The sequence below is a fragment of the Pandoraea iniqua genome, assembly GCF_902459685.1.
Lineage (GTDB): Bacteria > Pseudomonadota > Gammaproteobacteria > Burkholderiales > Burkholderiaceae > Pandoraea > Pandoraea iniqua.
The window spans coordinates 57,938-82,367 of the sequence record NZ_CABPSF010000005.1 but is presented as its reverse complement, the minus strand read 5'-3'; the positions used below and the strand labels follow the sequence as shown (position 1 = coordinate 82,367).

Sequence of the window (24,430 nt, the reverse complement as noted above, 5' to 3'; positions counted from 1 at the left end):
CGAATAAAAAAAGCCGGCGCTGAGCACCGGCTTTCTTTCCAACAGACTGGCATCGGCAACCGGACAGGAGACTCCCGCTGGCTGCCGACCCTATCGCCGGCAACAACCTTACGACGCGTCGCGCGACGCGCGCTTGCGCTCGTGTTCCTTGAGATAACGCTTGCGCAGACGAATCGTCTTCGGCGTGACTTCAACGAGTTCGTCGTCGTCGATGAATTCCACGGCGTATTCGAGGTTCATCGCGATCGGCGGCACCAGACGCACGGCTTCGTCGGTACCCGACGCACGCACGTTCGTGAGCTGCTTGCCCTTGATCGGGTTGACCACGAGGTCGTTATCACGGCTGTGAATACCGATGATCATGCCTTCGTACAGCGCATCGCCCGGCGAGACGAACATGCGGCCGCGATCTTGCAGCTTCCACAGTGCGTAGGCCACAGCAGCGCCGTCGTCTTGCGAGATCAGCACGCCGTTACGACGTTCACCCAGCGAGCCATCCTTGAGCGGTGCGTAAGCATCGAAGATGTGGCTCATCAGGCCCGTACCACGGGTCATCGACAGGAAGTCGCCTTGGAAGCCGATCAGGCCACGGGCCGGAATGCGGTATTCCAGACGCGTACGGCCACGGCCGTCCGAGACCATGTCCAGCATTTCGCCCTTGCGGCGGCCGATTTCTTCCATGACCGCGCCCTGGTGATCGTCTTCCAGGTCGATGGTCAGCATTTCGTACGGCTCGTGCTTCACGCCGTCGATTTCCTTGAGCACCACGCGCGGACGCGACACGGCCAGTTCATAGCCCTCGCGACGCATGTTCTCGATGAGAATCGTCAGGTGGAGTTCGCCACGGCCCGACACTTCGAAGACCGAGTCTTCGGCCGTGTCTTTCACGCGCAGCGCCACGTTGTGGTTCAGTTCCTTGTGCAGACGGTCACGAATCTGGCGGCTCGTCACGAACTTGCCTTCACGGCCAGCCAGCGGCGACGTGTTCACGCAGAAGTTCATGGTCAGCGTCGGCTCGTCCACCGTCAGCAGCGGCAGCGCTTCCGGCGTATCGATGTCGCACAGCGTCGCGCCGATACCCACGTCTTCAATACCGTTGATCAGCACGATGTCGCCGGCTTGCGCGCCGTCCGACATCACGCGCTCCAGACCTTGGAACGTCAGCACTTGATTGATCTTGCGCTTGAGCACTTCGCCTTCCGGGCCGAAGCGCATGGCCACTTGCTGGCCCGGCTTGATGCTGCCGCGCGTGATACGGCCGATACCGATACGGCCGACGAACGTCGAGTAGTCGAGCGAGCTGATTTGCAGCTGGAGCGGCGCGTCGACATCGGCTTCACGCACAGGCACGTTCTTGAGAATCGCATCGAACAGCGGGCGCATATCGCCTTCACGCACGTCCGAGTCGAGGCTCGCGAAACCATTCAGTGCCGAAGCGTAGACAACCGGGAAGTCCAGTTGCTCGTCGGTGGCACCGAGCTTGTCCATCAGATCGAACGTCTGGTTGATCACCCAATCCGGACGTGCGCCCGGACGGTCGATCTTGTTGACCACGACGATCGGCTTCAGACCGAGGCCGAGGGCCTTGCGGGTCACGAAGCGGGTTTGCGGCATCGGACCTTCGACGGCATCGACCAGCAACAACACGCTGTCGACCATCGAGAGCACGCGCTCGACTTCACCACCGAAGTCCGCGTGACCCGGGGTGTCAACGATGTTGATGTGGGTGCCTTCGTATTCGACGGCGCAGTTTTTGGCGAGGATCGTGATGCCGCGCTCTTTTTCAATGTCGTTCGAGTCCATCACGCGTTCAGCGACGTGCTGATTTTCGCGGAAGGTGCCCGACTGGCGCAGCAATTGGTCAACCAGCGTGGTTTTGCCGTGGTCGACGTGCGCGATGATAGCGATGTTACGGAGAGCGCGGGTCATGAAAAGGTGCTCGAAAAAAGCCTTTGGAGAATCCGCGATTCTACCACTTGCGCATGTCCCACGTCATGGCATTTCTGCAATGCAACAACGGCTTACCGCATTGACACCGCGTCGTCACGAATTTTCCCCGCGCGCCAACCTCCCGCCACGCACCAATTAGAGGCTTCTTTCTAGTGCGGCGTGAAATATATGCCTAGTCAACTATTGCATCGCCTTGCTTTTTATTAAGTGCCCGCTATAATCGTGACAAGTCAATTATTGCATCATCACGAAAATGGCCGAGCCGCCCGCCTCCCTCACCGATTCAACGCCGACGTCGCCCAGCGACGTGGCGCCCGCCGTCGACCCGCCCCGTAACGGTTACAACATCGACGATTCCCTTGGCTACTTGGTGGCCCGGGTGCGTCAACTGATCATGGCCGAGCTGACGAAGGAAACCTCGCAGTACGGGCTGACCAGCACGCAGGCCACCATGCTCTATAAAGTGGCCACGGGCAAAAGCAAGACGGCAGCCGATCTGGCGCGCGACTACTGTATAGATGCGAGCGCCGTGACCCGGCTGCTCGACCGTCTCGAAGCGCACGGTCTGCTGGTGCGCGAGCGCAGCAAGACCGACCGCCGCACGGTCGATCTGAGTGCGACCGAGGCGGGTAACGCGATGGCCGACCGCATGCCGGATATCTTCGTGCGTGCCGCCGATCACCTGATGCGTGGCTTCTCCGTCGAAGAAATGGGCTTTCTGAAGAGCCTCCTGCGGCGTGTCATTGCCAACGGAGAGAGCGGATAACCGCCGGATCCCCCTCAAATAAAGCTTGCCATGTCCACTATTGCACGGACTCGCAAGTGCCCGATTCCCCGATTATTGTCAGTAGAAGACTTCACTCGTAAAGGTTTTGCGATGAAAGCGGCCTCACCGTTCCTCCCGCGTCTGCGGGCCCGCTCAGCGATTTCCGCCCTTTGTCTGGCGGCAGTGACGCTGGGATTTGCCGGTTGTGCGAATTTCGCCGGCATCCATAGCGACAAGCAGATCTCCACGCCCGATCAGTATCAGACCCAGCGCAGCCTGCCCTCCGAGGGCGGCCAGTGGCCGGGCACCGACTGGGCCCAGCGTTTTGGCGATCCGCAACTCGTCTCGTTGATCAACGAAGCGCTCGCGACCAATCCCGATCTCGCCTCGGCAGCCGCACGTCTGAAGGCCGCACAGGCCCAGACGGAAGGCGCCGCTGCGGCGCTGCTGCCGTCGGTCGGTTTTCAGGCCGACGTGTATCGCGAGAAATTCACGGAAAACACCATTTATCCGCCGGGTTACGGCGGCACTTGGTTCACGCAGGGCGACCTGAACGCCACGCTGTCGTGGGAACTCGACCTGTGGGGCAAGAACCGCTCGGCACGTGCGCAGGCAACCAACGCCGAGCGCGCCGAAGAGGCCGAAGATCAGGAAGTGCGCCTCGCGCTCTCGACGGCAGTGGCTCGCTCGTACAACCAGCTCGCGCAGCAATACGCCTTGCATGACGTGCTGGAGCGCATCGGCAAGCAGCGCCAGAATCTGGGCAAGCTGACGAGCGACCGCGTGCGCGCCGGACTCGACACGCAAGTCGAACAGAAGCAGGCAGAAAGCAATACCGCCGATATCGAAACGCAGCTCGCCCAACTCGATGGCCAGATCCTGCTCACGCGCCACCAACTGGGCGTGCTGCTCGGCAAGGGCCCGGACCGCGGTCTCGAAATCGAGCGTCCGACGCTCGCACAACTGCCGACGCCGGCGCTGCCCGACAACCTGCCGCTCGCCCTGCTCGGCCGCCGTCCCGATGTGGTTTCGGCCCGCTGGGGTGTGGAAGCCCAGTTGAAGGGTGTGGACGTTGCCAAGGCACGCTTCTACCCGGACGTGAACCTCAATGCCGCCTTTGGCTTTTCGACCTTCGGGCTGGGCAAGCTGATCGATCCGAGCAGCCAGAACATTCAGGCCGGTCCGGTGATTTCGCTGCCGATCTTCGACGGCGGACGCCTGCGCGCCAACCTCAAGGGTCAGTACGCCGCGTATGAAAGCGCCGTGGCGAACTATGACTCGACGCTGAACAAGGCCCTCGGCGATATCGCCGACCGCATGTCGTCGATTCGTTCCGCCGATCGACAAATGGTGTCGCAGCGCGTGGCCCAAAACGCCGCGCAGCGCGCCTACGATCTGGCCATCGACCGTTACAAGGCGGGCCTCACGCCGCAAGTGACGGTGCTCACGGCCGAGTCGTCGCTGCTCCTGCAAGAACAGACACGCGTGAATATCGAAGGCGCGCGCCGCGACCAGCAGATCGGACTGATCAAGGCACTGGGCGGTGGTTTCGACGCGCAGGCGGCCGGTCTGGTCGTCGGGCAGGAGCGCCCGGCCAAAACCGACGTCGACGGCGATGCGGCAACGCAAACGCACTGACCGGCAGCGAACCGCACAGCAGCCCATAAGACACACAAGACACAACGTCAAAAAGCACATTGAGAGATTAGTACGGAGCGAATGATGAGCGACAACCAACAACAAGCGCCTGCTACGCCGGCCCCGAACAACGGCAAGCGACGCCGCATGATGCTGACGCTGACGGCAGTGATCGCGATTGCGGCGATCGGCTACGGCGCCTACTACGCGCTTTATGCGCGTTACTACGAAGACACCGACGACGCGTACGTGGCGGGCAACGTGGTGCAGATCACGCCGCAAGTCTCCGGCACCGTCACGGGTGTGAAGGTCGATGACACGCAGATGGTCAAGGCTGGCCAGCCGCTGGTCACGCTCGACCAGACCGATGCCCGCGTGGCCCTGCTGAAGTCGGAAGCGAATCTGGCGCAGACCGTGCGTCAGGTGCGTACGTATTTCGTGAACAACGACGCCTACGCGGCAACGGTCTCGATGCGCGAGTCGGATCTGGCCAAGGCGCAGGCCGACGTGAAGCGCCGCGAGATGGCCATCGCCTCGGGCGCCGTGTCGCGCGAAGAACTGGCCCACGCCCAAGACGCCGTGAAGTCGGCGCAAGCCGCGCTCGAGCAAGCCCGTGCGCAGTTGGTGTCGAACAAGGCGCTGACCGACAAGACCTCGGTCACCACGCACCCGAACGTGCAGCAGGCCGCCGCGCAAGTGCGTGCCGCGTACCTCGACTACGCCCGCACGACGATTCCGGCGCCGGTGGACGGTTATGTCGCCAAGCGTTCGGTGCAGGTCGGCCAGCGTGTGGCAACGGGCGCACCGCTGATGGCACTCGTGCCGCTCAACGAAGTCTGGGTGGATGCCAACTTCAAGGAAGTGCAGATTGCGCACATGCGCGTGGGTCAGCCGGTGACGCTCACGGCCGACGTCTACGGCTCGGCGGTCGAGTACAAGGGCACCGTGGCGGGCTTCTCGGCCGGTACGGGCAGCGCGTTCTCGCTGCTGCCGGCACAGAACGCCACGGGTAACTGGATCAAGGTGGTGCAACGTCTGCCGGTGCGTATTGCGCTGGACCCGAAGCAACTGCAACAGCATCCGTTGCGCGTGGGCCTGTCGATGCAGGTGAAGGTGAACGTGCGCAACACCGACGGCAAGGAGCTGGGTGAAGCGCCGACGCTGCCGGTGTATTCGACCGATGTGTACGACAAGGTCGGGCACGACGCCGACGACATCGTGGCGAAGATCATCACTGAAAACGCTGGCGCGGCTGCTGGTTCGGGCGCTTCGGGCGCCGCCAACGACACGCGCAACCAGCCCGCTCGCGCGCGTCCCCTGTAAATCGGAGGGGGGTGCCCCCACCCCCTTTGACAACTCATGGCAACTCAAAACGCTCCTGGCCCGCTCTCGGGCGGCCAGTTGGTACTCGGCACGATCGCGCTGTCGCTCGCCACGTTCATGAACGTGCTCGACACGTCGATTGCCAACGTATCCATCCCTGCCATTTCCGGTGACCTCGGTGTGTCGTCGAGTCAGGGCACGTGGGTGATTACGTCGTTCGCCGTCGCCAACGCCATTTCCGTGCCGTTGACGGGCTGGCTCACCGAGCGCTTCGGCGCGGTGCGCTTGTTCATCACGTCGATTCTGTTGTTTGTGCTGGCCTCGTGGCTGTGCGGCATGGCGCCCACGCTCGAAATTCTGCTCGCTGCCCGTGTGTTGCAGGGTGCCGTGGCCGGCCCGATGATTCCGCTGTCGCAGTCGCTGCTGCTCTCGAGTTACCCGCCGGCCAAGAGTTCAATGGCCCTTGCACTCTGGGGCATGACGACGCTCGTCGCCCCGGTGATGGGGCCGATTCTGGGCGGTTGGATCTCGGATAACTACCATTGGCCGTGGATCTTCTACATCAACATTCCGGTGGGCATTGCCGCTGCGTATGTGACGTGGATGATTTACAAGAAACGCGAAACGCCCACGCAGCGAAAACCGATCGATACGATCGGGCTCTCTTTGCTGGTGATCTGGGTCGGCTCGTTGCAGGTGATGCTCGACAAGGGCAAGGAACTCGACTGGTTCAACTCGGCAACCATTGTCGCGTTGGCGCTGGTCGCACTTGTGGCGTTCTGCTTCTTCGTGATCTGGGAGATTACCGAGAAGCATCCGGTGGTGGACCTGACGCTGTTCAAGCGGGTCAACTTCACGGGCGGCGTGGTGGCGATTTCGGTCGGTTACGGGCTGTTCTTCGGGAATCTGGTGATCTTGCCGCAGTGGTTGCAGATCTATCTCGGCTATACGGCAACCGAAGCCGGGCTGGTGATGGCGCCGGTCGGGTTATTCGCCATCATCTTGTCGCCGATTATCGGCAAGACGCTGCCAAAGCTCGATGCACGCTGGGTGGTGACAGTCTCGTTCCTGCTGTTCGCGCTGGTCTTCGTGATGCGTTCGCACTTCAACACGCTGGTGGATACGCGCACGCTGATGATTCCGACGTTCTTGCAGGGCGTGCCGATGTCGATGTTCTTCATCCCGCTCACGGCCATCATTTTGTCGGGGCTGCCGGCACACCGTATTCCGGCGGCGGCAGGTCTGTCGAACTTCGTGCGGATTACGTGCGGCGCGGTGGGCACATCGATTGCGACCACGGTGTGGGATAACCGCATCACACTGCACCACGCGCAGTTGACCGAGCATCTGACACCGTACGATGCGACGTTCAACGACTCGGTGCAGACGCTCAATCAGTTGGGCATGTCGACACCGCAGGCGCACGGCTACATCGACCGGATCGTCACGCAGCAGTCGGCGATGCTGGGCGCGAACGACATCTTCTGGATCTCGGCGTTGTTGTTCGTGCTGATGATCGCGATGGTGTGGATTACGCGCCCGATACGCGGCGGTGGCGGCGGCGACGCTGCGGCGGGGGCTCACTAAGCCACCTCGCCCCCCCGGGAACCTTCTTCCCCCCGAGTGCCCGGCCCTGCTCTGTACTACCGGGCACTTCTTGAACCCCGCTGACGTTAGCGGGGTTTTTTTCCGTCTGGCGAAACCTGCGGGAAAGCGGCCGGTAACGATTACCGCCCAGCACTCACCCGACCGGGCAGGTGCCACACAGGAAATTTGACGCGCCGGCGCGCGTTTTGCGCATTCGCAGTATCATCGGCGTTCTGACGGCCGAACGCTCTGCAAAGGGCGACGCCCGACGATACATTTCCCCCACGCAATCAGCACAATCATGAATACCCCGCAAAACCAGAGCGACCGCTCCGAGATCACCTTCCGATTCCTGGCCGAACCGGCTGCCGTCAACTTTGGCGGCAAGGTGCACGGGGGCTCGCTGATGAAATGGATCGATGAAGTGGCCTACGCTTGCGCCGCCACGTGGTCGGGCCGTTATTGCGTCACGGTGAGCGTGGGCAATATTCACTTCCACCGGCCGATTCTGGTGGGCAATCTGGTGGAACTGCGTGCGCGCATCGTCGCCACCGGGCGCACGAGCATGCACATCCATGTGTCGGTGCACGCAGGTGACCCGAAATGGGGCGAGCTGCGTCAGACCACCGACTGCCTGATGGTCTTCGTCGCGGTCGATGAAAGCAATCACCCGGTCAGCGTGCCGTCGTTCGAGCCGAAGACCGACGAGCAGAAAGCGCTCGCCAAGTACGCCATGGACGTTCGTGCTGCGCTGGGCGCCATCGACGCCCTCAAGCCCGAGAACGTCGCCAACTAAGTCGGCAATGCGGGCGGTAGTCACACCGCCCGCCCGCCACGCTGTTTTCCCAGCGTTTGCTTGCCTTACCTCCGTCCCGCCCCGCCCTGCCTCCCCTCGCTCCCACGTTCTGACGTTAGCGTCCCATAGCGACTGACGGCTGTCGCCTGTCAACGTTGACAGTGTTTGCCCGCGCCTCGCAGTGCTTCAATGAAGGCAACTCCGGCATATCGCCGCCTTCGTGGGAGCGTCAACATGTCTCCGATCAAGCATTTCAGCAGCAACGCGCAACTGGCGTTCGAAACCTATGCGTCGATGAACCGGCACGTAGTCGTCAGCCCCAAAAGCGGTCAGGGCCTTTTAAGAATTCCGATCGCAGGTCTTTTCGCCGATGCCGGTACGTCACCGGCACTAGATATCGGTCTGTCGTGCAAGACCCACGAAGGCGACCTCAATATTCTTCCTTGCGGTATCTACACGAGAGTTCGGGAAAGCCTAGCGGATGATCCCTACGATACTTTTGCGAATCTTCCGCTGTGCGACGGGCGCACGCTTAACTTCGAGTTGCGCTCGGGTGAATCATTCAACGGCGGGGATTTTCTGGTGGAGGGCCCGGGTTATGCCTTGGTCGTCTATCACAAGAATGGCGTCTCAGAAAAATTCGGAACTAGTGATTTACTCAGGCAGCAGGCAGGCGCTCAAAAATCATGGATATACCCGACTCACTACATCCTGCCCTCGGGCCGGTCACTGAAATTCGACTGGACATTGTTCCGAGGCGGACCGCGAGTCGTCGCCATCAATGACGATGACGGTCGTCTGCTAAACGCAGACTGGATAGATTCACCGCTCGCCGATATCGGCGTCAAAATCCCGGCGCCCGTCCTGAAAAGCATCACCCTTTTCCCCGGTAGCGACGAACAAGTGAGCTACGCCTGCACATATGCCAATACGCGCTATGCCTTCGAGCAAACCATTGAAGTCACAGGCGCGGTCGGAACCGCCAAGACAATCTACGTTCTCGAAAATGATCAGGGCGCGATCAAGAAATTCGAAATGCGCCGCCAGCAGTCACTGCCGGCGGAGAAGAAAGGGGATCCAGATGTGCTGGAAACCTCAACTCATGCCGAGTTGATTGACTTCAACGACAAGCAGATCGTAAAGCACACCACCTTGCCCGGTGAGACCGTCACCGCCTTGATCGAGAGTTACAAATACGACACCAATAAGACCACCATCGCCTGCACACAAGGCAACAAGAACGTTCTCTCGCGCGTGTACTCGTTCAATGACACCGGACAAGTCTCCGAAGCCGTCACCGCCGCCGATGTCACCGTACTCACGGAACAAAGCGTCAGCATCGACAAGGCGCGCGGCACCGCGACGCATAAAACGATCAAGAAAATCGCCAACGTCGTCGTTGACGAACTCGCGCTCGAATACGATGCCAGCGGCAACCTCATCAAGTCCACTCAAGGTGACACCATCACCGAGTGGACCTACTTCAACAACTACGCCGCGTACACGGTCAAGGAAAACGCGACGAGCTATCACGACACCAGCTTCTTCGGCATCCTGTTGAAGGTCGTGGATTTCACCAATCCGATTGGCCTCGGCTTCGTCGCGTTCGGTTCCGGCGGGCTGACATGGGGCACAAGAATCGATTCGACAGTCACGATGTCGATCACCAACAACGACTACGCGAAAGCCACCTTTCAACTCCCGTTCGACATGAGCTACGCGGGCGATACCAAGAGCTTCACTTCGCACGTGGAATCCGAACTTGTTTATCGACAGGAGGGTGGCAAGAACTATGCGCTACGTCTCACGTACTACGGTTATGCCAGTCTCACCTGCAAACCCGTGAGTGGTGTCGACCGGGAATACGTGCTTCTGCCGGGCAGAAAACTCACCGTGATGCACCCGTCATACGAAGAAATCGACGTCAGCGCGGAACAACTGAAAATCGCCAAAGCGGCCGCCAAGGCACTGCTCGATAGTCTCGACAAACAACTCAGTACCGCCGCCGACAAGAAATCCAAGGACCAGACGCAGAGCCTCATCGACACACTGAACAAAAGCCTGGTCCAGCAGAGCAAAACCAACGCCCGCGGTTTTAAGTTGAAACAGCCAAGCGCCGGCAAGTGGACCGAACGCTCGATGCACCTCGAAGACATCGCCTATCAGACGAGCGTCAACGACCCCGGGTTTGGCCAGATCAGCACAACCTCGGCGTGGCGGATCGGCGCGGGCGGCGGCAAGGTCAGGGGTTCGGAAATCAAGACCTCGTTCACTTACAAGACCGACGCCAAGAACAAGCGAAAGATCACCGTCCTGACGACGACCGAGACGGCGGATGCAACGACGTTCACATTGAGCCAGACACGCTCCGCGCTAACCGGACGCATCGATGAATCTGTCGATGGCGAGGGCGTCAAGACCACGTGCAGCTATGACAAGGTCGGCACACTGATCAAGGAAACTGCCTCGCAAGCGGGTGTCACTGCCGGGCAACGCGAGTACACCATCACACCGCTCAAGGGCAGGAGATGGCAGCACGAAACCCTCGACACGGTTTCGAAGCAACGCACCCGTGTGATCCGAGACGAACTGGCGCGCGATTGTGAGAGCTGGGCCAGTCCCGATGGCAAGGTCTGGTTGCTGATGACCCGATGCACCTACGATGCCCAAGGCCGTCTGGCGAGCGACGAGCAATACGATTACGACTACGCGAACGTAAAGCACAGCATGCTGACGACGAACTGGACCTATGACGACGCCAAAAACACGTGCAGCGTCAAGAAAGTTCAGACGGACGCCGGCGGGAAAGAGGTCGACACCCAGTCGCTGACACTCGCGAGCAAAGCCATGGGCGAAACCCTGCTGGTCGGTGCCGCCGAAACGCAGCGCAACTACGATGCTGCCGAACGCACGCTCACTGAAAGTGCCGGCGCTTCGGGTGCCCCGTCATTCAGGAAACTCACCACCTTCGACGCCGGCGGCAACATGACGTCGGTCAACACCGAGACCATCGACGGGAGCAGAACAACGCTCCCCGGAGACAAGATCACGATGGCCTACGACGGCCAAGGCCGCCTCAAGACACTGACGCCTGCGAAAGGCGCTCCCACGGCCTTTACCTACGACCGCTTCGACCGCTTGCTCACGTCGACCACCGACGGCATCGAGATCAGCAACATCTTTCCCGACGAAACACTTGCCAGTGTCGCCGTCACGGCTTATGTCGAGGACGATAAGGGCACGATCTCGCTGGGCGAACAGCGGGTCGACGGTCTCGGCCGTCCCGCCCGAGAGATTAGCAACGGCACCGATGCCATCTTCACGTACAACGGCGCATCGCGCTGGGGCAAGCAAATCGATGCCGGTGAGCGTCCCGCAACGGTCACGGGCTACAAGAGCGAGATTGACGCCAGCGGGCTGAGGTACACCGAGACCATGACGGACAACGCTGGCACGCGGGCATCAAAGACACACTTCAGCCATCGGCAACAAATCATCGCGTTCGAGGACATCACCGGCGCGAAGACGGCCTTCCAGTACGACGCTTTCGGACGGCTTGAGCGCTCCATCAACGATAGCTGCGAAGCCACGTACGTCTATTCGGATAACGGCCTGCTGTCGAAAGAAACGATCAAGGCCGCGAAACAGAATCTCACCATGACGGTGCAGTACAGCTACAACCGTTCGGGGATCGAGATCAAGCGCAAATTCGAATGCACCGGCGTCAAGACGCATGTCATTGAAAGCCAACGCATCGGCGACGGCCGCATCGACCGCATCATGCTCAAGGTCGACGACAAGACGTCGAACGCCGACTACTTCGAGTACGACGCCTCACAACGCCTGAAAACCTGGTCCTGCTCGCAGGCGGGTTTCGCAGGTTATGGCGGCAAGCAATACGTCAAACAGGTCTTCGATTACGACAAGCTCGGTAATGTGCTGTCGAGCGACAACGAGTTCTACACTGGCACCAGCCGTCCGGAGGCGCTCTCGGTGTCGACGACGACGCGCACCTACGACGCCAAACCCGGTGTGCTCACCACATTGGACGGCAAGCCCTACGACAACGATGACGCCGGGCGGCTGACCAAGCGGTCGAACCGCACCCTCGCCTACTATGGCAACGGCCGGGCAAAGAGTTGCTCCGCTACGGCGGGCGGGAAAGACGGCGATTTCGTCTTCACGTATGACGATCTTGGGCGAATTCGCGGGGGCTCTGCCGGCAAGGGAAAGTGGAACGAGACTTACCACTACCGTGGGCAACGGCGATACGCCGTTTGCCAGCAGGACGATGCAAAGAAGCACGGTTTCAACAAGCGCACCCTCGTCCTGAAGAACGACAGCCCGTCATGCTTCCTGCAAGAGGCATCCACGACGATCGACGACAAGACGACGGCAACCAGTTCGTTCGAACTTCGCGATCAGGCGGGGACCGTCTTCGCCAGCATCGACCTCGACACCAAGGCCATCACGTACTACCGCTATTCGCCCTACGGCTACCGGAACGTCGATCCCGGCGTGGTCACGTGGCTCGGCTTCAAAGGCGAACCGCTGAACTATGTGGGGTTCTACCATCTCGGCAACGGCTACCGGATGTACGACCCGGAGCATTGCCGCTTCCAGTCGCCCGACGTTATGAGTCCGTTCGGTATCGGGGGAATCGCCGCCTACGTCTATTGCCACGGGGACCCGATCAACTATCACGATCCCAGCGGGCACGTGGAGATTGCGCAGTACAGCCGTCTCGACACGATGCCGCTCATGTACACGCAGGAATTCCGTATTGCGGCGAGCGTGCTGGGCCTTCTGGCGACGCCATTTACCAGCGGCAGTTCTCTCGCCCTTGCGATCGGCGTGACCGGGCTCGCTGCGGTTGGCAGTGCGTTCGATATTTCCTCGATTGTCCTGGAGGAGAGTGATCCGGAGCTGGCGAGCGTACTGGGGTATCTCGGACTCGGGTTTGGTGTGATCAATCTGGGCACCGGCGTATTGGGCACGGCACGGCGGGCGCCTGCGGTGGTTGCGGGTCAGGGACTTCGGGGCGGCGGCTTATATAGCCGGATGGTCGCTCGCTTTGGCCGCGTGAAGCCCGGCTTGGCCGGCAACGCCACGAAAAAAGTGGGCCTCCAAGGCAACAAGGGATTCAAAGCGCTCACGAAGGGCAACAGCTACGCAGGCGTGGTCAACGGTGCCTATGGCGCAACGCCGTACGGCGACGCTGCGGCAAAAGTGTCCAACTATCTGTCTACCGAATATTCGACGGCAGCCTACGCCAAGGAGATGCAGGGCCTCGCCAACACAAAGTCGCTCGACATAGGGGGCCTGTTCGGCAACTTGGACCGTCAGCACGGCGTCGACCTCCTGTTACCCATGCAACAAATCACGTTCGACCAAGTGATGGATGCCCTCGCCGGCGCCGGATATCACTACAAGGTTGTCGACGGTCTGTTTTGCCGCAGCGCCACAAGCGCGATGGCACCCGGTTTCGCAAAGCCGGGACTGAGCAGGATTTTTGACGGTATGGACTGGTGGAGCGGCGCTCGGACGACGCTCTGAGCGCGCGGTCCTCACGTCCTTTCAAGGAGCGGGAAATGGCACGAGGTAAAGTCAAATTTTTTAACAGCGACAGAGGTTTCGGCTTCATCACACCGGATGACGGCAGCGAGGCTGTTTTCGTCCACTCGTCAAAACTCACCAACGTGGCGGGTCAAACGCTCGTGGACGGGATGCTTGTCGAATATGACGTGGCGCAAGGGGCCAAAGGGCCGACGGCGGAGAACGTGAAGGTCACGGATACCGAGTGAGGCGCGGCAAGGTCACCGCGACAAGGAGCCACTAGGGGTGCCCTATCGAGGGGTTTCGCTACTCGTCTCCAGCGACTGCGTACGGCGTGGAGATGGGTCGCGAGTCCCCTGCGATCGAATTACTGCGTCTTGAGCAACCGCTGCGGTGTAAGCAGTGCCTCGCTGTCAAGGCGGGCGACGCCGAGCAGGCGGGCGGCGACGTCATCGGCGGCCTCTGCATAGACCTTCACTTCGATACCCTCCTCGTGCGTCGAGGCACAGGCACGCAGCGCCTGAGGGCAGCGCGTCTCGTCGAGCCGCAGTCGTTGACCATGGCCGAAGCGCTTGGCAAGCGTGTCGTCGAGCCATACCGTCGGCAGCGTCTTGAGCAACGCATCCACCGGCGCGAGTTTTTCCACACGCTGTGGTTGGTCGATGGCGTTGAGGTCTTCAAGCGTCACCGCGCCGTCAAGCGTCAACGGGCCCACCGCCGTCCGACGCAGTGCTCGCAGGTGAGCCCCGCAACCCAGCGCTTCCCCGATGTCTTCCGCGAGCGTACGCACGTATGTGCCCTTGCTGCATGTCACACGGAAAGTGAACTCCGGGGCGCCGGGCAGCGAGCAATCCAGCAATTCGAGCGAATGAATCGTGATCTGGCGTGCCTCGCGCTCCAGCGTCTGACCGGCGCGTGCGTATTCGTACAGCGGCTTGCCATCACGCTTGAGCGCGGAATACATCGGCGGCACTTGCGAAATCGGCCCAGTGAACTGCGGCAATACGGCGCGAATGGCCGCTTCATCGACGGTCACGTCGCGGGTTTGCAGCACTTCGCCTTCAGCATCCCCCGTCGTGGTGGTCTCGCCCAGACGGACACGGGCTTCATACGTCTTGTCCGCTTCGAGCAAATCCTGCGAGAACTTGGTCGCTTCGCCAAAACACAGCGGCAGCAAGCCGGTGGCCAACGGGTCGAGCGTGCCGGTATGCCCGGCTTTCAACGCTTGCAGCAAGCGCTTGGCCTTGATGAGCGCGTCGTTCGACGACAGACCCAACGGCTTGTCCAATAGCAACACGCCATCGAGGGCGAATCGGGGAAGTTTTTGGCGGGGTGCCTGCGAACGCGGGTCCGTCATGATGCGGGAGTGCTTGAGATATTCGTGGAGAATCAGCCACGCCGCGCGTCATGCGCCAGCAGGCTTTCGTGCGCCGCCGGACCGGCCTTTCGGCAGCCCGGCGGGCTCAGTCGGTCGAACCCGGGACCACGGAGACCACCGCTTACTTGCGGCCGTCGCCCTTACCTTCGTCCTGACCTTCGTTACTTCCGTCGCTATCAACGTCGCTATCAACGTCGTTCGTGTCTTGTTCTTCTTCGCCGTCGGCGCCGCCTTCCTCTTCTTCCTTCGCCCGCGTGGCGTTGGCCGTGTCGATGAGGCGCGACATTTCGATCGCACGTTCGATCGACTGGTCGAAGTGGAAATGCAACGTCGGCACCGTGTGAATGTGCAAACGCTTGAACAACATGTTACGCAGAAAACCAGCGGCTTCGTTGAGCGCTTCGCCCGTCTGCTTGGGGTCACCCGTCAGCGTGGTGTAGTACACCTTCGCGTGCGCGTAATCCGGCGTGACTTCCACGCTTTGCAGCGTCACCAGACCAATACGCGGGTCTTTCACTTCACGCTGGATCAGCTCGGACAGGTCGCGCTGGATCTGATCATTGATGCGCAGATTGCGGCCGCCCGGAATATTACGTTTCTTTGCCATGACTCACTCGCTAGTAATGCAATGGCCCACCCCACCGGTTACCCGGCCTGGTGGGCCATTCCACATCCGTTGAACGCCGCGCCTTACAGCGAACGCGCAACCTCAGTGATTTCGAACGCTTCCAGTTGGTCGCCTTCCTGGATGTCGTTGAAGTTCTTCACCGACAAACCGCACTCGAAGCCCGTCTTGACTTCCTTGACGTCGTCCTTGAAGCGCTTGAGCGAATCCAGCTCGCCCGTGAAGACCACGACGTTGTCGCGCAGCACGCGGACATTCGACGAGCGCTTGACGAAGCCGTCGAGCACCATACAACCGGCAACCGTACCGACCTTCGGTACGCGGAACGTCTGGCGAACTTCGACGAGACCGGTGATTTCTTCCTTCTTCTCCGGTGCCAGCATGCCCGACATGGCCGCCTTCACTTCATCCACAGCGTCATAGATGATGTTGTAGTAGCGGATGTCGATACCGTTCGACTCGGCCAGCTTGCGCGCCAGTGCATCGGCACGCGTGTTGAAGCCGATGATGACCGCCTTCGAAGCCGTTGCCAGGTTGACGTCGCTTTCGCTGATGCCACCCACCGCAGCGTGCACGATCTGCACACGCACTTCCGGCGTCGAGAGCTTGTTGAGCGACTGCGCCAGTGCTTCCTGCGAACCCTGCACGTCTGCCTTGATGATGAGGGGCAGCGTCTTGACTTCGCCGTCGGCCATCTGCTCGAACAGGTTCTCGAGCTTCGCGGCTTGCTGCTTGGCCAGCTTCACGTCGCGGAACTTGCCCTGACGGAACAAGGCGATTTCACGTGCCTTGCGCTCGTCTTGCACGACCAGCACTTCTTCACCGGCACCCGGCACTTCCGACAGACCCTGAATTTCCACAGGGATCGACGGACCGGCTTCCTTCGCGCTCTTGCCCGTTTCGTCGAGCATGGCACGCACGCGGCCATAAGCCTGACCCGCCAGCACCATGTCGCCACGCTTAAGCGTGCCCGACTGCACCAGAATCGTCGCCACCGGACCCTTACCCTTGTCGAGCTTGGCTTCGATCACGATACCCTTGGCCGGGGCGGCTTCCGGTGCCTTCAGTTCCAGCACTTCGGCTTGCAGCAGCACGTTCTCGAGCAGATCGTCGATACCCGTACCGGTCTTCGCCGACACCGGCACGAACGGCGAATCGCCACCGTACTCTTCCGGCACCACGCCCTCGGCCACGAGTTCCTGCTTCACGCGGTCGGCGTTGGCTTCCGGCTTGTCGATCTTGTTGATCGCCACCACGATCGGCACGCCGGCCGACTTCGCGTGAGCGATCGCTTCCTTCGTCTGCGGCATCACGCCGTCGTCGGCCGCCACCACCAGAATCACGATGTCCGTTGCCTGAGCACCACGGGCACGCATGGCCGTAAAGGCCTCGTGACCCGGCGTGTCGAGGAACGTCACCGTACCGCGCGGCGTTTCAACGTGATACGCACCGATGTGCTGCGTAATACCACCGGCTTCGCCCGACGCCACCTTGGCGCGACGGATGTAGTCCAGCAGCGAGGTCTTACCGTGGTCGACGTGACCCATCACCGTCACCACCGGCGGACGCGGCAAGGCTTCGCCTTCCGGTGCGTCATTGCCCAGCGACAGCAGCGTTTCCGGATCGTCCATCTTCGCGGCAATTGCACGGTGGCCGAGTTCTTCGACCACGATCATTGCCGTTTCCTGATCCAGCACCTGGTTGATGGTCACCATCTGACCCATCTTCATCATCAACTTGATGACTTCCGAGGCCTTCACCGACATCTTGTGAGCCAGATCGCCCACCGTGATGGTTTCCGGCACGTGCACGTCACGTACGATCGGCTCGCTCGGCGCCTGGAACTGGTTGTCCTGCGCATGACGATCGCCACGACGGCCGCCACGGCCACCGCCACGCCATCCGTCCGAACCGCCGCTCGTGTCGCCACGGGTCTTCATGCCGCCACGCTTGTTGCGGTTATCGGCGTCCTTCTGCCATTGACCCGGCTTCTTGTCCTTCTTGTCCGCAGTCGTCGTCGACGGTGCCGCCGTGGTCGCCGGCTTCTTGTCTGCCGGCTTGGCCGACGTCGAACCTTCCGGCTTGGCCGGCTTGTGCAACGTGCCCTTGGCTTCCGTCTTGGCGGCGACCGGCGCCGCTGCCGGTGCAGCAGGTGCCGGTTCCGGCGCCTTCAGCACGCGACGCGGTGCGTTCAGCATTTCGCGAATGGCACGCGCTTCGGCTTCCGCCGCAGCGCGACGCTTGCGAATCGCTTCTTCTTCGGCACGCGCCTTGTCGGCCGCAGCACTGGCCTTCTCGGCGGCTGCACGCGCTTCTTCGCTGGCCTTGCGGGCCTGCTCGCGCTCGGCGTCCGCCTTCGCGGCCGCTGCCTTGTCAGCTTCCTGAGCAGCCGCTTGCTTGGCCTGCTCAGCCTTTTCCGTCTCGGCCTGAGCGGCCTGATCGGCTTCGGCATCGACCTTGGCTTCGGCTTTCGCTTCCGCCTTGGCCTTCTGCTCAGCCGCAGCCTTGGCCGCCGCCGCAGCGCGCTCCGCTTCTTCACGGGCACGACGCTCAGCCGCTTCCTTCTCTTCACGCTCGCGGCGCTCGGCCTCTTCGCGTTCGAGTTGTTCCTGACGAAGCTTCAGCTCCGCAGCCTCGGCAGCAAGACGCTCCGCCTCACGGCGTGCATCTTCCTCACGTTGGCGCAGCGCTTCGTCTTCGGCCGAAACTGCCGCGTTTTCAGCGCCCTCAGCCACATCGTCGCGCTTGACGAACGTCCGCTTCTTGCGGACTTCGACTTGAATCGTGCGCGCCTTTCCGGTCGAGTCGGCTTGCTTGATTTCCGAGGTCTGGCGACGCGTCAGAGTGATCTTCTTTTTGTCGCCGTCGCCAGCGCCGTGCGATCGGCGCAGGTGTTCCAGCAAACGGGCCTTGTCGGCTTCCGTTACCGAATCGTCGGCGCTGAGTTTGTCCACACCGGCGGCTTTGAGTTGCTCCAGCAACACGCCGGCCGGCATTTTCAGTTCTTCAGCAAATTGGGCTACGTTGATGCTCGCCATTCAAACCTCTTCAAGCAAGGCCACGCGCCTTGCGGTTAACTTCAAAGTTCACTGTTCCATATGCATGCCGGGGCAGGTCATCATTGGAACCAGTGCTCTCGCGCTTTCATGATCAAAGCCTTCGCAGCTTCCTCGTCGACACCGGTCATTTCGGTCAGTTCGTCGACGGCCAGCTCGGCCAGATCATCGCGCGTCTGAATTTCATGCTCGGCCAGTTTGGCCAGCAACTCGGGCGTCATGCCGTCGAGGCTCTTCAGGTCGAGCGCAACGCCCTCAACCTTCTCCTCGGTGGCAATCGCCTGCGTCAGCAGTGCGTCGCGCGCACGGTTGCGCAACTCATGCACCGTGTCTTCATCGAAAGCCTCGATTTCGAGCATTTCGTTGAGCGGCACGTAGGCGATCTCTTCCAGACTCGAGAAACCTTCCTCGATCAGGATGTCCGCCACTTCCTCGTCCACATCCAGACGCTGCATGAACAACGTGCGCAACGTACCGCGCTCTTCGTTCTGCTTCTCGGCCGATTCGTCCGGCGTCATGATGTTGATCTGCCAGCCGGTCAGTTCCGACGCGAGACGCACGTTCTGACCGCTGCGGCCAATCGCCACGGCCAGCTCGTTCTCGTCGACGACGACGTCCATGCTGTGCTTCTCTTCGTCAACGACGATCGACTGCACCGCCGCCGGCGCCAGGGCACCGATCACGAATTGCGCCGGGTCTTCCGACCACAGCACGATATCGACGTTCTCACCGCCCAGTTCGTTACGCACGGCCTGCACACGCGTACCGCGAATACCCACGCACGTGCCGATCGGATCGATACGCTTGTCGTAGGCCACCACGGCGATCTTGGCGCGCACACCCGGGTCACGGGCGGCGGACTTGATCTCGAGCAGGCCCTGCTCGATTTCCGGCACTTCCATGCCGAACAACTCGATCAGGAACTCCGGTGCGGTGCGCGAGAGTTCGATCTGCGGGCCACGGGCCGTACGATCGACCTTCACGATGTACGCGCGGACGCGGTCACCGATACGGAGGTTTTCTTTCGGAATCAGTTGGTCGCGACGCAGCAGCGCTTCGACACGGCCCGACTCGACAATCAGGTTGCCCTTGTCGAGACGCTTGACCGTACCGGTCATGATCTTTTCGCCGCGCTCGAGGAAGTCCGACAGGATCTGCTCGCGCTCGGCATCGCGAATGCGTTGCAGAATCACTTGCTTGGCGGCTTGCGCGCCAATGCGGCCGAATTCGACCGACTCAACCGGCTCCTCGACGAATTCGCCGAGTTCGATCGCGTCGTTGTCTTCCTTGGCTTCAAACAACAGAATCTGCTTGTCCGGCTCTTGCAGGCCGGCCTCGTCGGGCACGACCAACCAGCGACGGAAGCTCTCGTGCTCGCCCGACTCACGGTCGATGTGCACGCGAATGTCGACGTCTTCGGTGTAGCGCTTCTTGGTGGCCGAAGCCAATGCTGCTTCCAGCGCGCCGAACACGACATCCTTGTCGACGTTCTTTTCGCGCGCGAGCGCATCGACCAACAGCAATACTTCGCGACTCATCGTTTGCGACTCCTAAAATCAATCTGCGGCACTAGGCGCGCACGGTCAATATCCGCGAGGGTAAATTCGAGCAGCGCCGGGCCGCCCTTGCCTTCGAACTCGAGGCTCAGATTTTCGCCTTGCGGCGCCTGCAAGATGCCGCGGAACTGCTTGCGGCCGTCCAGCGGCACACGCAACGTGAGACTCACTTCAACACCGGCAAAACGCTCGAAGTCGCGCAGCTTTCGCAGCGGACGATCCAGCCCCGGTGACGACACTTCGAGTCGGTCATAGTTGACGTTCTCGACCATCAGCACGTGCGAGAGCTGACGGCTTACCGTCTCGCAGTCATCGATGCCGATGCCCTCAGGCTTGTCGATATAAACGCGCAGCAAACCGCCGCCGGCGCGTTCAAGATCGACCAGCTCGTAACCCAGGCCTTCGACCGTGGTCTCGATCAGTTCTGGCAATTGCAACTTTGCTCACCCTAGAAAAACTCGTGCGCATCAGCGCCCGACTATATCTGCGCGCCCCGCATGGGACGCCGCACGATACCTGCCTCGACCGTCCGGGCCGGCGTGCCTGTGTCGACACACCCACTCCCCAACGCGGCGGTATCGGCCGCGCAAAACGCTCGCGGCAAAAAAAAATGGGCGAAACGCCCATTTCTTACATCCTCATTGCGCATGAGGTGCGCGCCGCAACAGAAAGTCCGGCACGCCAACCAGCTTATTCACTGATTTTATATGGTTTTTGGCCATTTTGCAACGCTTGGCATGGCAAATGCCCGTGGGACGGGCTTCTGCACAACGCCGCTGCAATGCAATAAGTCGGCCGCTGTCCATGGCATCAGACGGGCGCCCGGGGTGTCGCGAATGCTGCGCATCCAAGCCACCGTACCGGGCCCGCCTTGCGGCATCAGCGCGAGCGGTTGCCGCCGCGATTGCCCCGGTTGCCGCCCGTGTTGCCCTGGCCGCCACCGCCGCCGGCACGATTGCCGCCGCCGCTGCGATTGCCGTTGGCATTACCGCCACGACCGCCGCCGCTACCGCCACGGGATTGGCCGCCGAAACCGCCACCACCCGCAGAATTGCCGCTGCGCGATTGACCGCCAAAACCACCGCCGCCCGCAGAATTTCCGCCGCGCGACTGGCCACCGAAACCACCGCCGCCAGCGGAATTGCCGCCGCGCGACTGACCGCCGAAACCGCCACCCGACGAATTGCCACCACCAAAGCGGCGGCCTTCACCGCGCGGCGACGCTGCCGGCGCCGGGAAACCACCGCTCGGACCCACAAATGTGGTGAGCGGATTGGCACGCGGACGACGTGCCTGACCATAGCCCTGCTCGCGCGTGAACACGCCAAGCGCGGTCTGCATCGGGTCCGGCTGACGACGCGGCTCTTTCGGTGCACCTGCCCCACCACGCGTACCCTTGCCACCCTTTTCGGCTTCGCTGGCACCCGGCACCTTCATGCCGACGGCAGCGAAGAGCGAGCGCACTTGAGCGTCGTCCAACTCTTCGTAACGGCCACGCTTGAGACCGCGCGGCAGCGTGAGCGGGCCGTAACGCGTACGGATAAGACGGCTCACCATCAGCCCCGCCGCGTCGAACATACGACGCACTTCGCGGTTACGCCCTTCGGTCAGCGCCACGTGATACCAGTGATTCGAGCCTTCGCCGCCGCCATCCTGCAAGCGCAGGAAGTTGGCCTTACCGTCGTCGAGTTCGATGCCACGCAGCAATTGCTGACGCGACGACTCGCTCAATTGACCGACGGTACGCACGGCGTATTCACGCTCGATGCCATAACGCGGATGCATGAAACGGTTGGCCAGATCGCCCGACGTCGTCAGGATCAGCAGACCTTCCGTATTGAAGTCGAGACGGCCCACGGCCAGCCACTTCGCGGTCTTCATCGGCGGCAGACGGTCGAACACCGACGCACGGCCTTCCGGATCGGCATGGCTGACGATCTCGCCCGACGGCTTGTGATACAGCAGCACGCGCGGGGGCTTGCTGGTGATCCGGCGCTTGACGAGCTTGCCGTTGATACGGACCTGATCGGTCGGCAGAATGCGCTGGCCGATGTGTGCCGGCTCGGCATTGACCGACACGCGGCCGGCAAGAATCAATTCTTCCATCTCGCGGCGCGAGCCCATACCCGCTTCGGCGAGCACCTTGTGCAGCTTGGGGGCTTCGTCGTCCGGCGACAGCACGCGGCGATCGGCCGACTTGCGGGCACCGCCACGCTTGGCGTCGCCTTCGGCTTCTTCGCTATCGAAACCGCCCGACGTCACGAATGCGAACAGGTCGTCGTCGCCAGCTTTTCCGCCACGGGGGCCGGCACCGGCACCGCCGGTCGCCTTGCGGCCGCGGCCCTTGCTTGCGCCTTGAGGTTTGCCTGCACCTGCGCCAGCACCGGCACTGCCGCCGTTACCGGCAGCGCCCGCATTGCCGCCATTGGCAGCGTTACCAGCGGGCGTACCTTGCGACCCTTGGCCCGTGCTATCGCGCTTGGCGCGCGGCTTGCGAGTGCTGGTGCCGTTGCCACTGCGGCCGCGGCCTTGAGCGGCAGACGCGGCGCCATCGGCGGCCGCTTCTTGCGCTTGCGGCGCGTCGCCATGCGGGGCGTCGGCCGAGTCGGCTTCGCCCGGGCCACCTTCATCGCCTTCTCGCTTGGCTTGCTGGGCCGCACGACGGCGGGCGATCAGACTACGCGGACCACGGCGCAAACCGCGGCGCGACGCCTTATCATCGCCGCCCTCGCCTTCCGGCGCGCGTGCTTCGGCACCGGCATCGCGTGCGTGCAGGTCCTGGGATTCTTCGTTTTGTTTCAACACAACCTCATTGGAAAACGGGATCGTGGCGGGCAGGCAACTATCGCTGCCCTGATCCGTGTTCGCACCATGAATGCGCGGCAAACCAATGCCGCGGCTTCGTTTTTGTCGCTAACGGCCCTGTGCGAACCCGGCGCGATGCGCCGGAGCCTCAGGTACCGGTGACGAGATTCTTGTCGTCCCCGCCGTTTTCGTCGTCGTCCTCGTCCGCTCCGGGCAAGGGCTGCCCGGATGCGGCTTCGTTCGCCGCCGTGTCGGCAGCGTGCGGGGCCACATCTTGCGTTGCCGGCGCGGCGGGATCGGCCGCCTGCGTCGTCACGTGCTGCATATCTTGCGGCGGATCGTTGTCGACCGGTGCCGCAGGTTCCGAGTCTTCGGAATATTCCTCGTTCTGCTCAACAGCGGCGATTTGTTCGGCATCGACCGGATCGCTGTCCAGCGCATCGACCGACTCATCGACGTGCCCATCGACGTGCCCAACGACGTGCCCAACGACGTGCACATTGCTCTGCTCACTGACGTGCTCAACGCCCGCGAGTTCCGTCGATACCGGCAAAACACCGTCGTCGCCCTCGGCAATGACGGCGTCGAGCAGTGCGTCGTCGGTGAGTGCCTGCGCCGCCTCCGACACCGGCCGCTGATCTTCCGGCACGCCTTGGGCGAGCGGCAGATCGTCGGCACGCGCTTCGGCCAACCGGGCCAGCGCTTCGGCGTCGGCGACCGGCGCATCGTCCGAGGTCGCCTCGTTGTTGCTGTCTTCGCCTTCGGCACGTTCGCCGAATTCGATGTTCTGTTGCGCGAGCAAATCGATTTGCGCCTGCGCGGCCGGGTCTTCCAGCGGCGGCAGAGCGTCGAGTGCCCGCAAGCCGAGATCGTCCAGGAAATCCTTGGTTGTCGCGTACAGACCGGGGCGTCCCGGCACGTCGCGATGGCCGATCACTTCGATCCAGCCACGATCTTCAAGCTGCTTGATGATCTGTGTATTGACCGTCACGCCGCGAATTTCTTCAATATCGCCACGCGTCACCGGTTGACGGTATGCAATGATCGCCAGCGTCTCCATCACAGCCCGCGAGTACTTCGGCGGCTTTTCCGGATTGAGGCGGTCGAGATATTCACGCATGCGCGGACGGCTCTGGAAACGCCAGCCGGTGGCCAGAGCCACCAATTCCACACCTCGGCCATCCCATTGCACGCGGATTTCCTCGAGTAGCGCGCGCACCGTATCGCCAGACACGGTGTCATTGAAAAGCTTACGCAGATCGCCGACTTTCAGCGGCTCTTGCGCGCAAATCAACGCGGTCTCGAGGACGAGTTTCGCCTCTTGGGTATTCATGTGCGACTAAGCAGACCGGGGGCTTGGCGACCCGGTATCAGGAATAAATGGATGCTTGGAA

The 24,430-nt window shown here is 61.8% G+C and carries 15 protein-coding genes and 1 pseudogene; 8 read left to right on the top strand and 8 right to left on the bottom strand.

Going from position 1 to position 24,430, the window contains the following annotated elements; genetic code table 11:
- Positions 1-108: 108 nt before the first annotated feature.
- Entirely contained in the window at positions 109-1,929 is a 1,821-nt protein-coding gene (typA, locus tag PIN31009_RS18060) for a translational GTPase TypA (protein WP_087688860.1), read from the bottom strand.
- A 274-nt stretch (positions 1,930-2,203) separates the two neighbouring features.
- On the opposite strand from typA, the gene PIN31009_RS18055 reads away from it, so the two are divergent.
- From PIN31009_RS18055 to PIN31009_RS18025, 7 genes are all read left to right on the top strand, one after another.
- A complete protein-coding gene (locus PIN31009_RS18055) occupies positions 2,204-2,716 on the top strand; it encodes a MarR family winged helix-turn-helix transcriptional regulator (protein WP_150686458.1) in 513 nt (170 codons plus the stop codon).
- 111 nt (positions 2,717-2,827) lie between these two features.
- Positions 2,828-4,354: an efflux transporter outer membrane subunit gene (locus tag PIN31009_RS18050; protein WP_150791184.1), complete on the top strand. Its 1,527-nt coding sequence runs from the start codon at positions 2,828-2,830 to the stop codon at positions 4,352-4,354.
- Between the two features lie 84 nt (positions 4,355-4,438).
- Entirely contained in the window at positions 4,439-5,677 is a 1,239-nt protein-coding gene (locus tag PIN31009_RS18045) for an HlyD/EmrA/EmrK family protein (protein WP_150686456.1), read from the top strand.
- A 36-nt stretch (positions 5,678-5,713) separates the two neighbouring features.
- Positions 5,714-7,264: a DHA2 family efflux MFS transporter permease subunit gene (locus PIN31009_RS18040; RefSeq protein WP_150686455.1), complete on the top strand. Its 1,551-nt coding sequence runs from the start codon at positions 5,714-5,716 to the stop codon at positions 7,262-7,264.
- Positions 7,265-7,565: 301 nt separating this feature from the next.
- Complete coding sequence (locus PIN31009_RS18035; RefSeq protein WP_058379063.1) at positions 7,566-8,060, top strand: acyl-CoA thioesterase; 495 nt, start codon at positions 7,566-7,568, stop codon at positions 8,058-8,060.
- A 234-nt stretch (positions 8,061-8,294) separates the two neighbouring features.
- A complete protein-coding gene (locus PIN31009_RS18030; RefSeq protein WP_174997268.1) occupies positions 8,295-13,616 on the top strand; it encodes an RHS repeat-associated core domain-containing protein in 5,322 nt (1,773 codons plus the stop codon).
- A 35-nt stretch (positions 13,617-13,651) separates the two neighbouring features.
- Positions 13,652-13,864, top strand: a complete 213-nt coding sequence (locus tag PIN31009_RS18025) for a cold-shock protein (RefSeq protein WP_150791182.1) — start codon at positions 13,652-13,654, stop codon at positions 13,862-13,864.
- A gap of 119 nt (positions 13,865-13,983) precedes the next feature.
- Here the strand turns inward: PIN31009_RS18025 and truB are convergent, their stop codons facing one another.
- From truB to rimP, 5 genes and pseudogenes are all read right to left on the bottom strand, one after another.
- On the bottom strand, positions 13,984-14,973 hold the full coding sequence (truB, locus tag PIN31009_RS18020; protein ID WP_150791181.1) for a tRNA pseudouridine(55) synthase TruB: 990 nt from the start codon (positions 14,971-14,973) through the stop codon (positions 13,984-13,986).
- Between the two features lie 259 nt (positions 14,974-15,232).
- Positions 15,233-15,601 (bottom strand): annotated as a pseudogene (rbfA, locus tag PIN31009_RS18015) (30S ribosome-binding factor RbfA); the annotation flags it as partial.
- Between the two features lie 83 nt (positions 15,602-15,684).
- Positions 15,685-18,657, bottom strand: coding sequence for a translation initiation factor IF-2 (gene infB / locus PIN31009_RS18010; RefSeq protein WP_150686450.1), 2,973 nt, complete (start codon positions 18,655-18,657; stop codon positions 15,685-15,687).
- Positions 18,658-18,737: 80 nt separating this feature from the next.
- Positions 18,738-20,213, bottom strand: coding sequence for a transcription termination factor NusA (nusA, locus tag PIN31009_RS18005; RefSeq protein WP_058379069.1), 1,476 nt, complete (start codon positions 20,211-20,213; stop codon positions 18,738-18,740).
- On the bottom strand, positions 20,210-20,668 hold the full coding sequence (gene rimP / locus PIN31009_RS18000) for a ribosome maturation factor RimP (protein ID WP_058379070.1): 459 nt from the start codon (positions 20,666-20,668) through the stop codon (positions 20,210-20,212). The genes nusA and rimP overlap by 4 nt, the downstream gene beginning before the upstream one ends.
- A 2-nt stretch (positions 20,669-20,670) precedes the next feature.
- Here rimP and PIN31009_RS17995 point away from each other — a divergent pair, with 2 nt between their 5' ends.
- Positions 20,671-21,021 carry a hypothetical protein gene (locus PIN31009_RS17995; RefSeq protein ID WP_150686449.1) on the top strand — a complete coding sequence of 117 codons (351 nt, stop codon included), beginning with the start codon at positions 20,671-20,673 and terminating at the stop codon, positions 21,019-21,021.
- 89 nt (positions 21,022-21,110) lie between these two features.
- On the opposite strand, the gene PIN31009_RS17990 is transcribed toward PIN31009_RS17995, so the two are convergent.
- Complete coding sequence (locus PIN31009_RS17990; RefSeq protein WP_425495500.1) at positions 21,111-22,928, bottom strand: pseudouridine synthase; 1,818 nt, start codon at positions 22,926-22,928, stop codon at positions 21,111-21,113.
- Between the two features lie 256 nt (positions 22,929-23,184).
- Entirely contained in the window at positions 23,185-24,369 is a 1,185-nt protein-coding gene (scpB, locus tag PIN31009_RS17985) for an SMC-Scp complex subunit ScpB (protein WP_150791179.1), read from the bottom strand.
- Positions 24,370-24,430 lie beyond the last annotated feature (61 nt).

Excerpts from the sequence above, each read along its gene's own strand:
- nusA (WP_058379069.1), bottom strand. The coding sequence starts at position 20,213 with ATGAGTCGCGAAGTATTGCTGTTGGTCGATGCGCTCGCGCGCGAAAAG.
- PIN31009_RS18025 (WP_150791182.1), top strand. The coding sequence starts at position 13,652 with ATGGCACGAGGTAAAGTCAAATTTTTTAACAGCGACAGAGGTTTCGGC.
- PIN31009_RS18030 (WP_174997268.1), top strand. The coding sequence starts at position 8,295 with ATGTCTCCGATCAAGCATTTCAGCAGCAACGCGCAACTGGCGTTCGAA.
- PIN31009_RS18045 (WP_150686456.1), top strand. The coding sequence starts at position 4,439 with ATGAGCGACAACCAACAACAAGCGCCTGCTACGCCGGCCCCGAACAAC.
- truB (WP_150791181.1), bottom strand. The coding sequence starts at position 14,973 with ATGACGGACCCGCGTTCGCAGGCACCCCGCCAAAAACTTCCCCGATTC.
- infB (WP_150686450.1), bottom strand. The coding sequence starts at position 18,657 with ATGGCGAGCATCAACGTAGCCCAATTTGCTGAAGAACTGAAAATGCCG.
- scpB (WP_150791179.1), bottom strand. The coding sequence starts at position 24,369 with ATGAATACCCAAGAGGCGAAACTCGTCCTCGAGACCGCGTTGATTTGC.
- PIN31009_RS18035 (WP_058379063.1), top strand. The coding sequence starts at position 7,566 with ATGAATACCCCGCAAAACCAGAGCGACCGCTCCGAGATCACCTTCCGA.
- PIN31009_RS18050 (WP_150791184.1), top strand. The coding sequence starts at position 2,828 with ATGAAAGCGGCCTCACCGTTCCTCCCGCGTCTGCGGGCCCGCTCAGCG.
- PIN31009_RS18055 (WP_150686458.1), top strand. The coding sequence starts at position 2,204 with ATGGCCGAGCCGCCCGCCTCCCTCACCGATTCAACGCCGACGTCGCCC.
- PIN31009_RS18040 (WP_150686455.1), top strand. The coding sequence starts at position 5,714 with ATGGCAACTCAAAACGCTCCTGGCCCGCTCTCGGGCGGCCAGTTGGTA.
- typA (WP_087688860.1), bottom strand. The coding sequence starts at position 1,929 with ATGACCCGCGCTCTCCGTAACATCGCTATCATCGCGCACGTCGACCAC.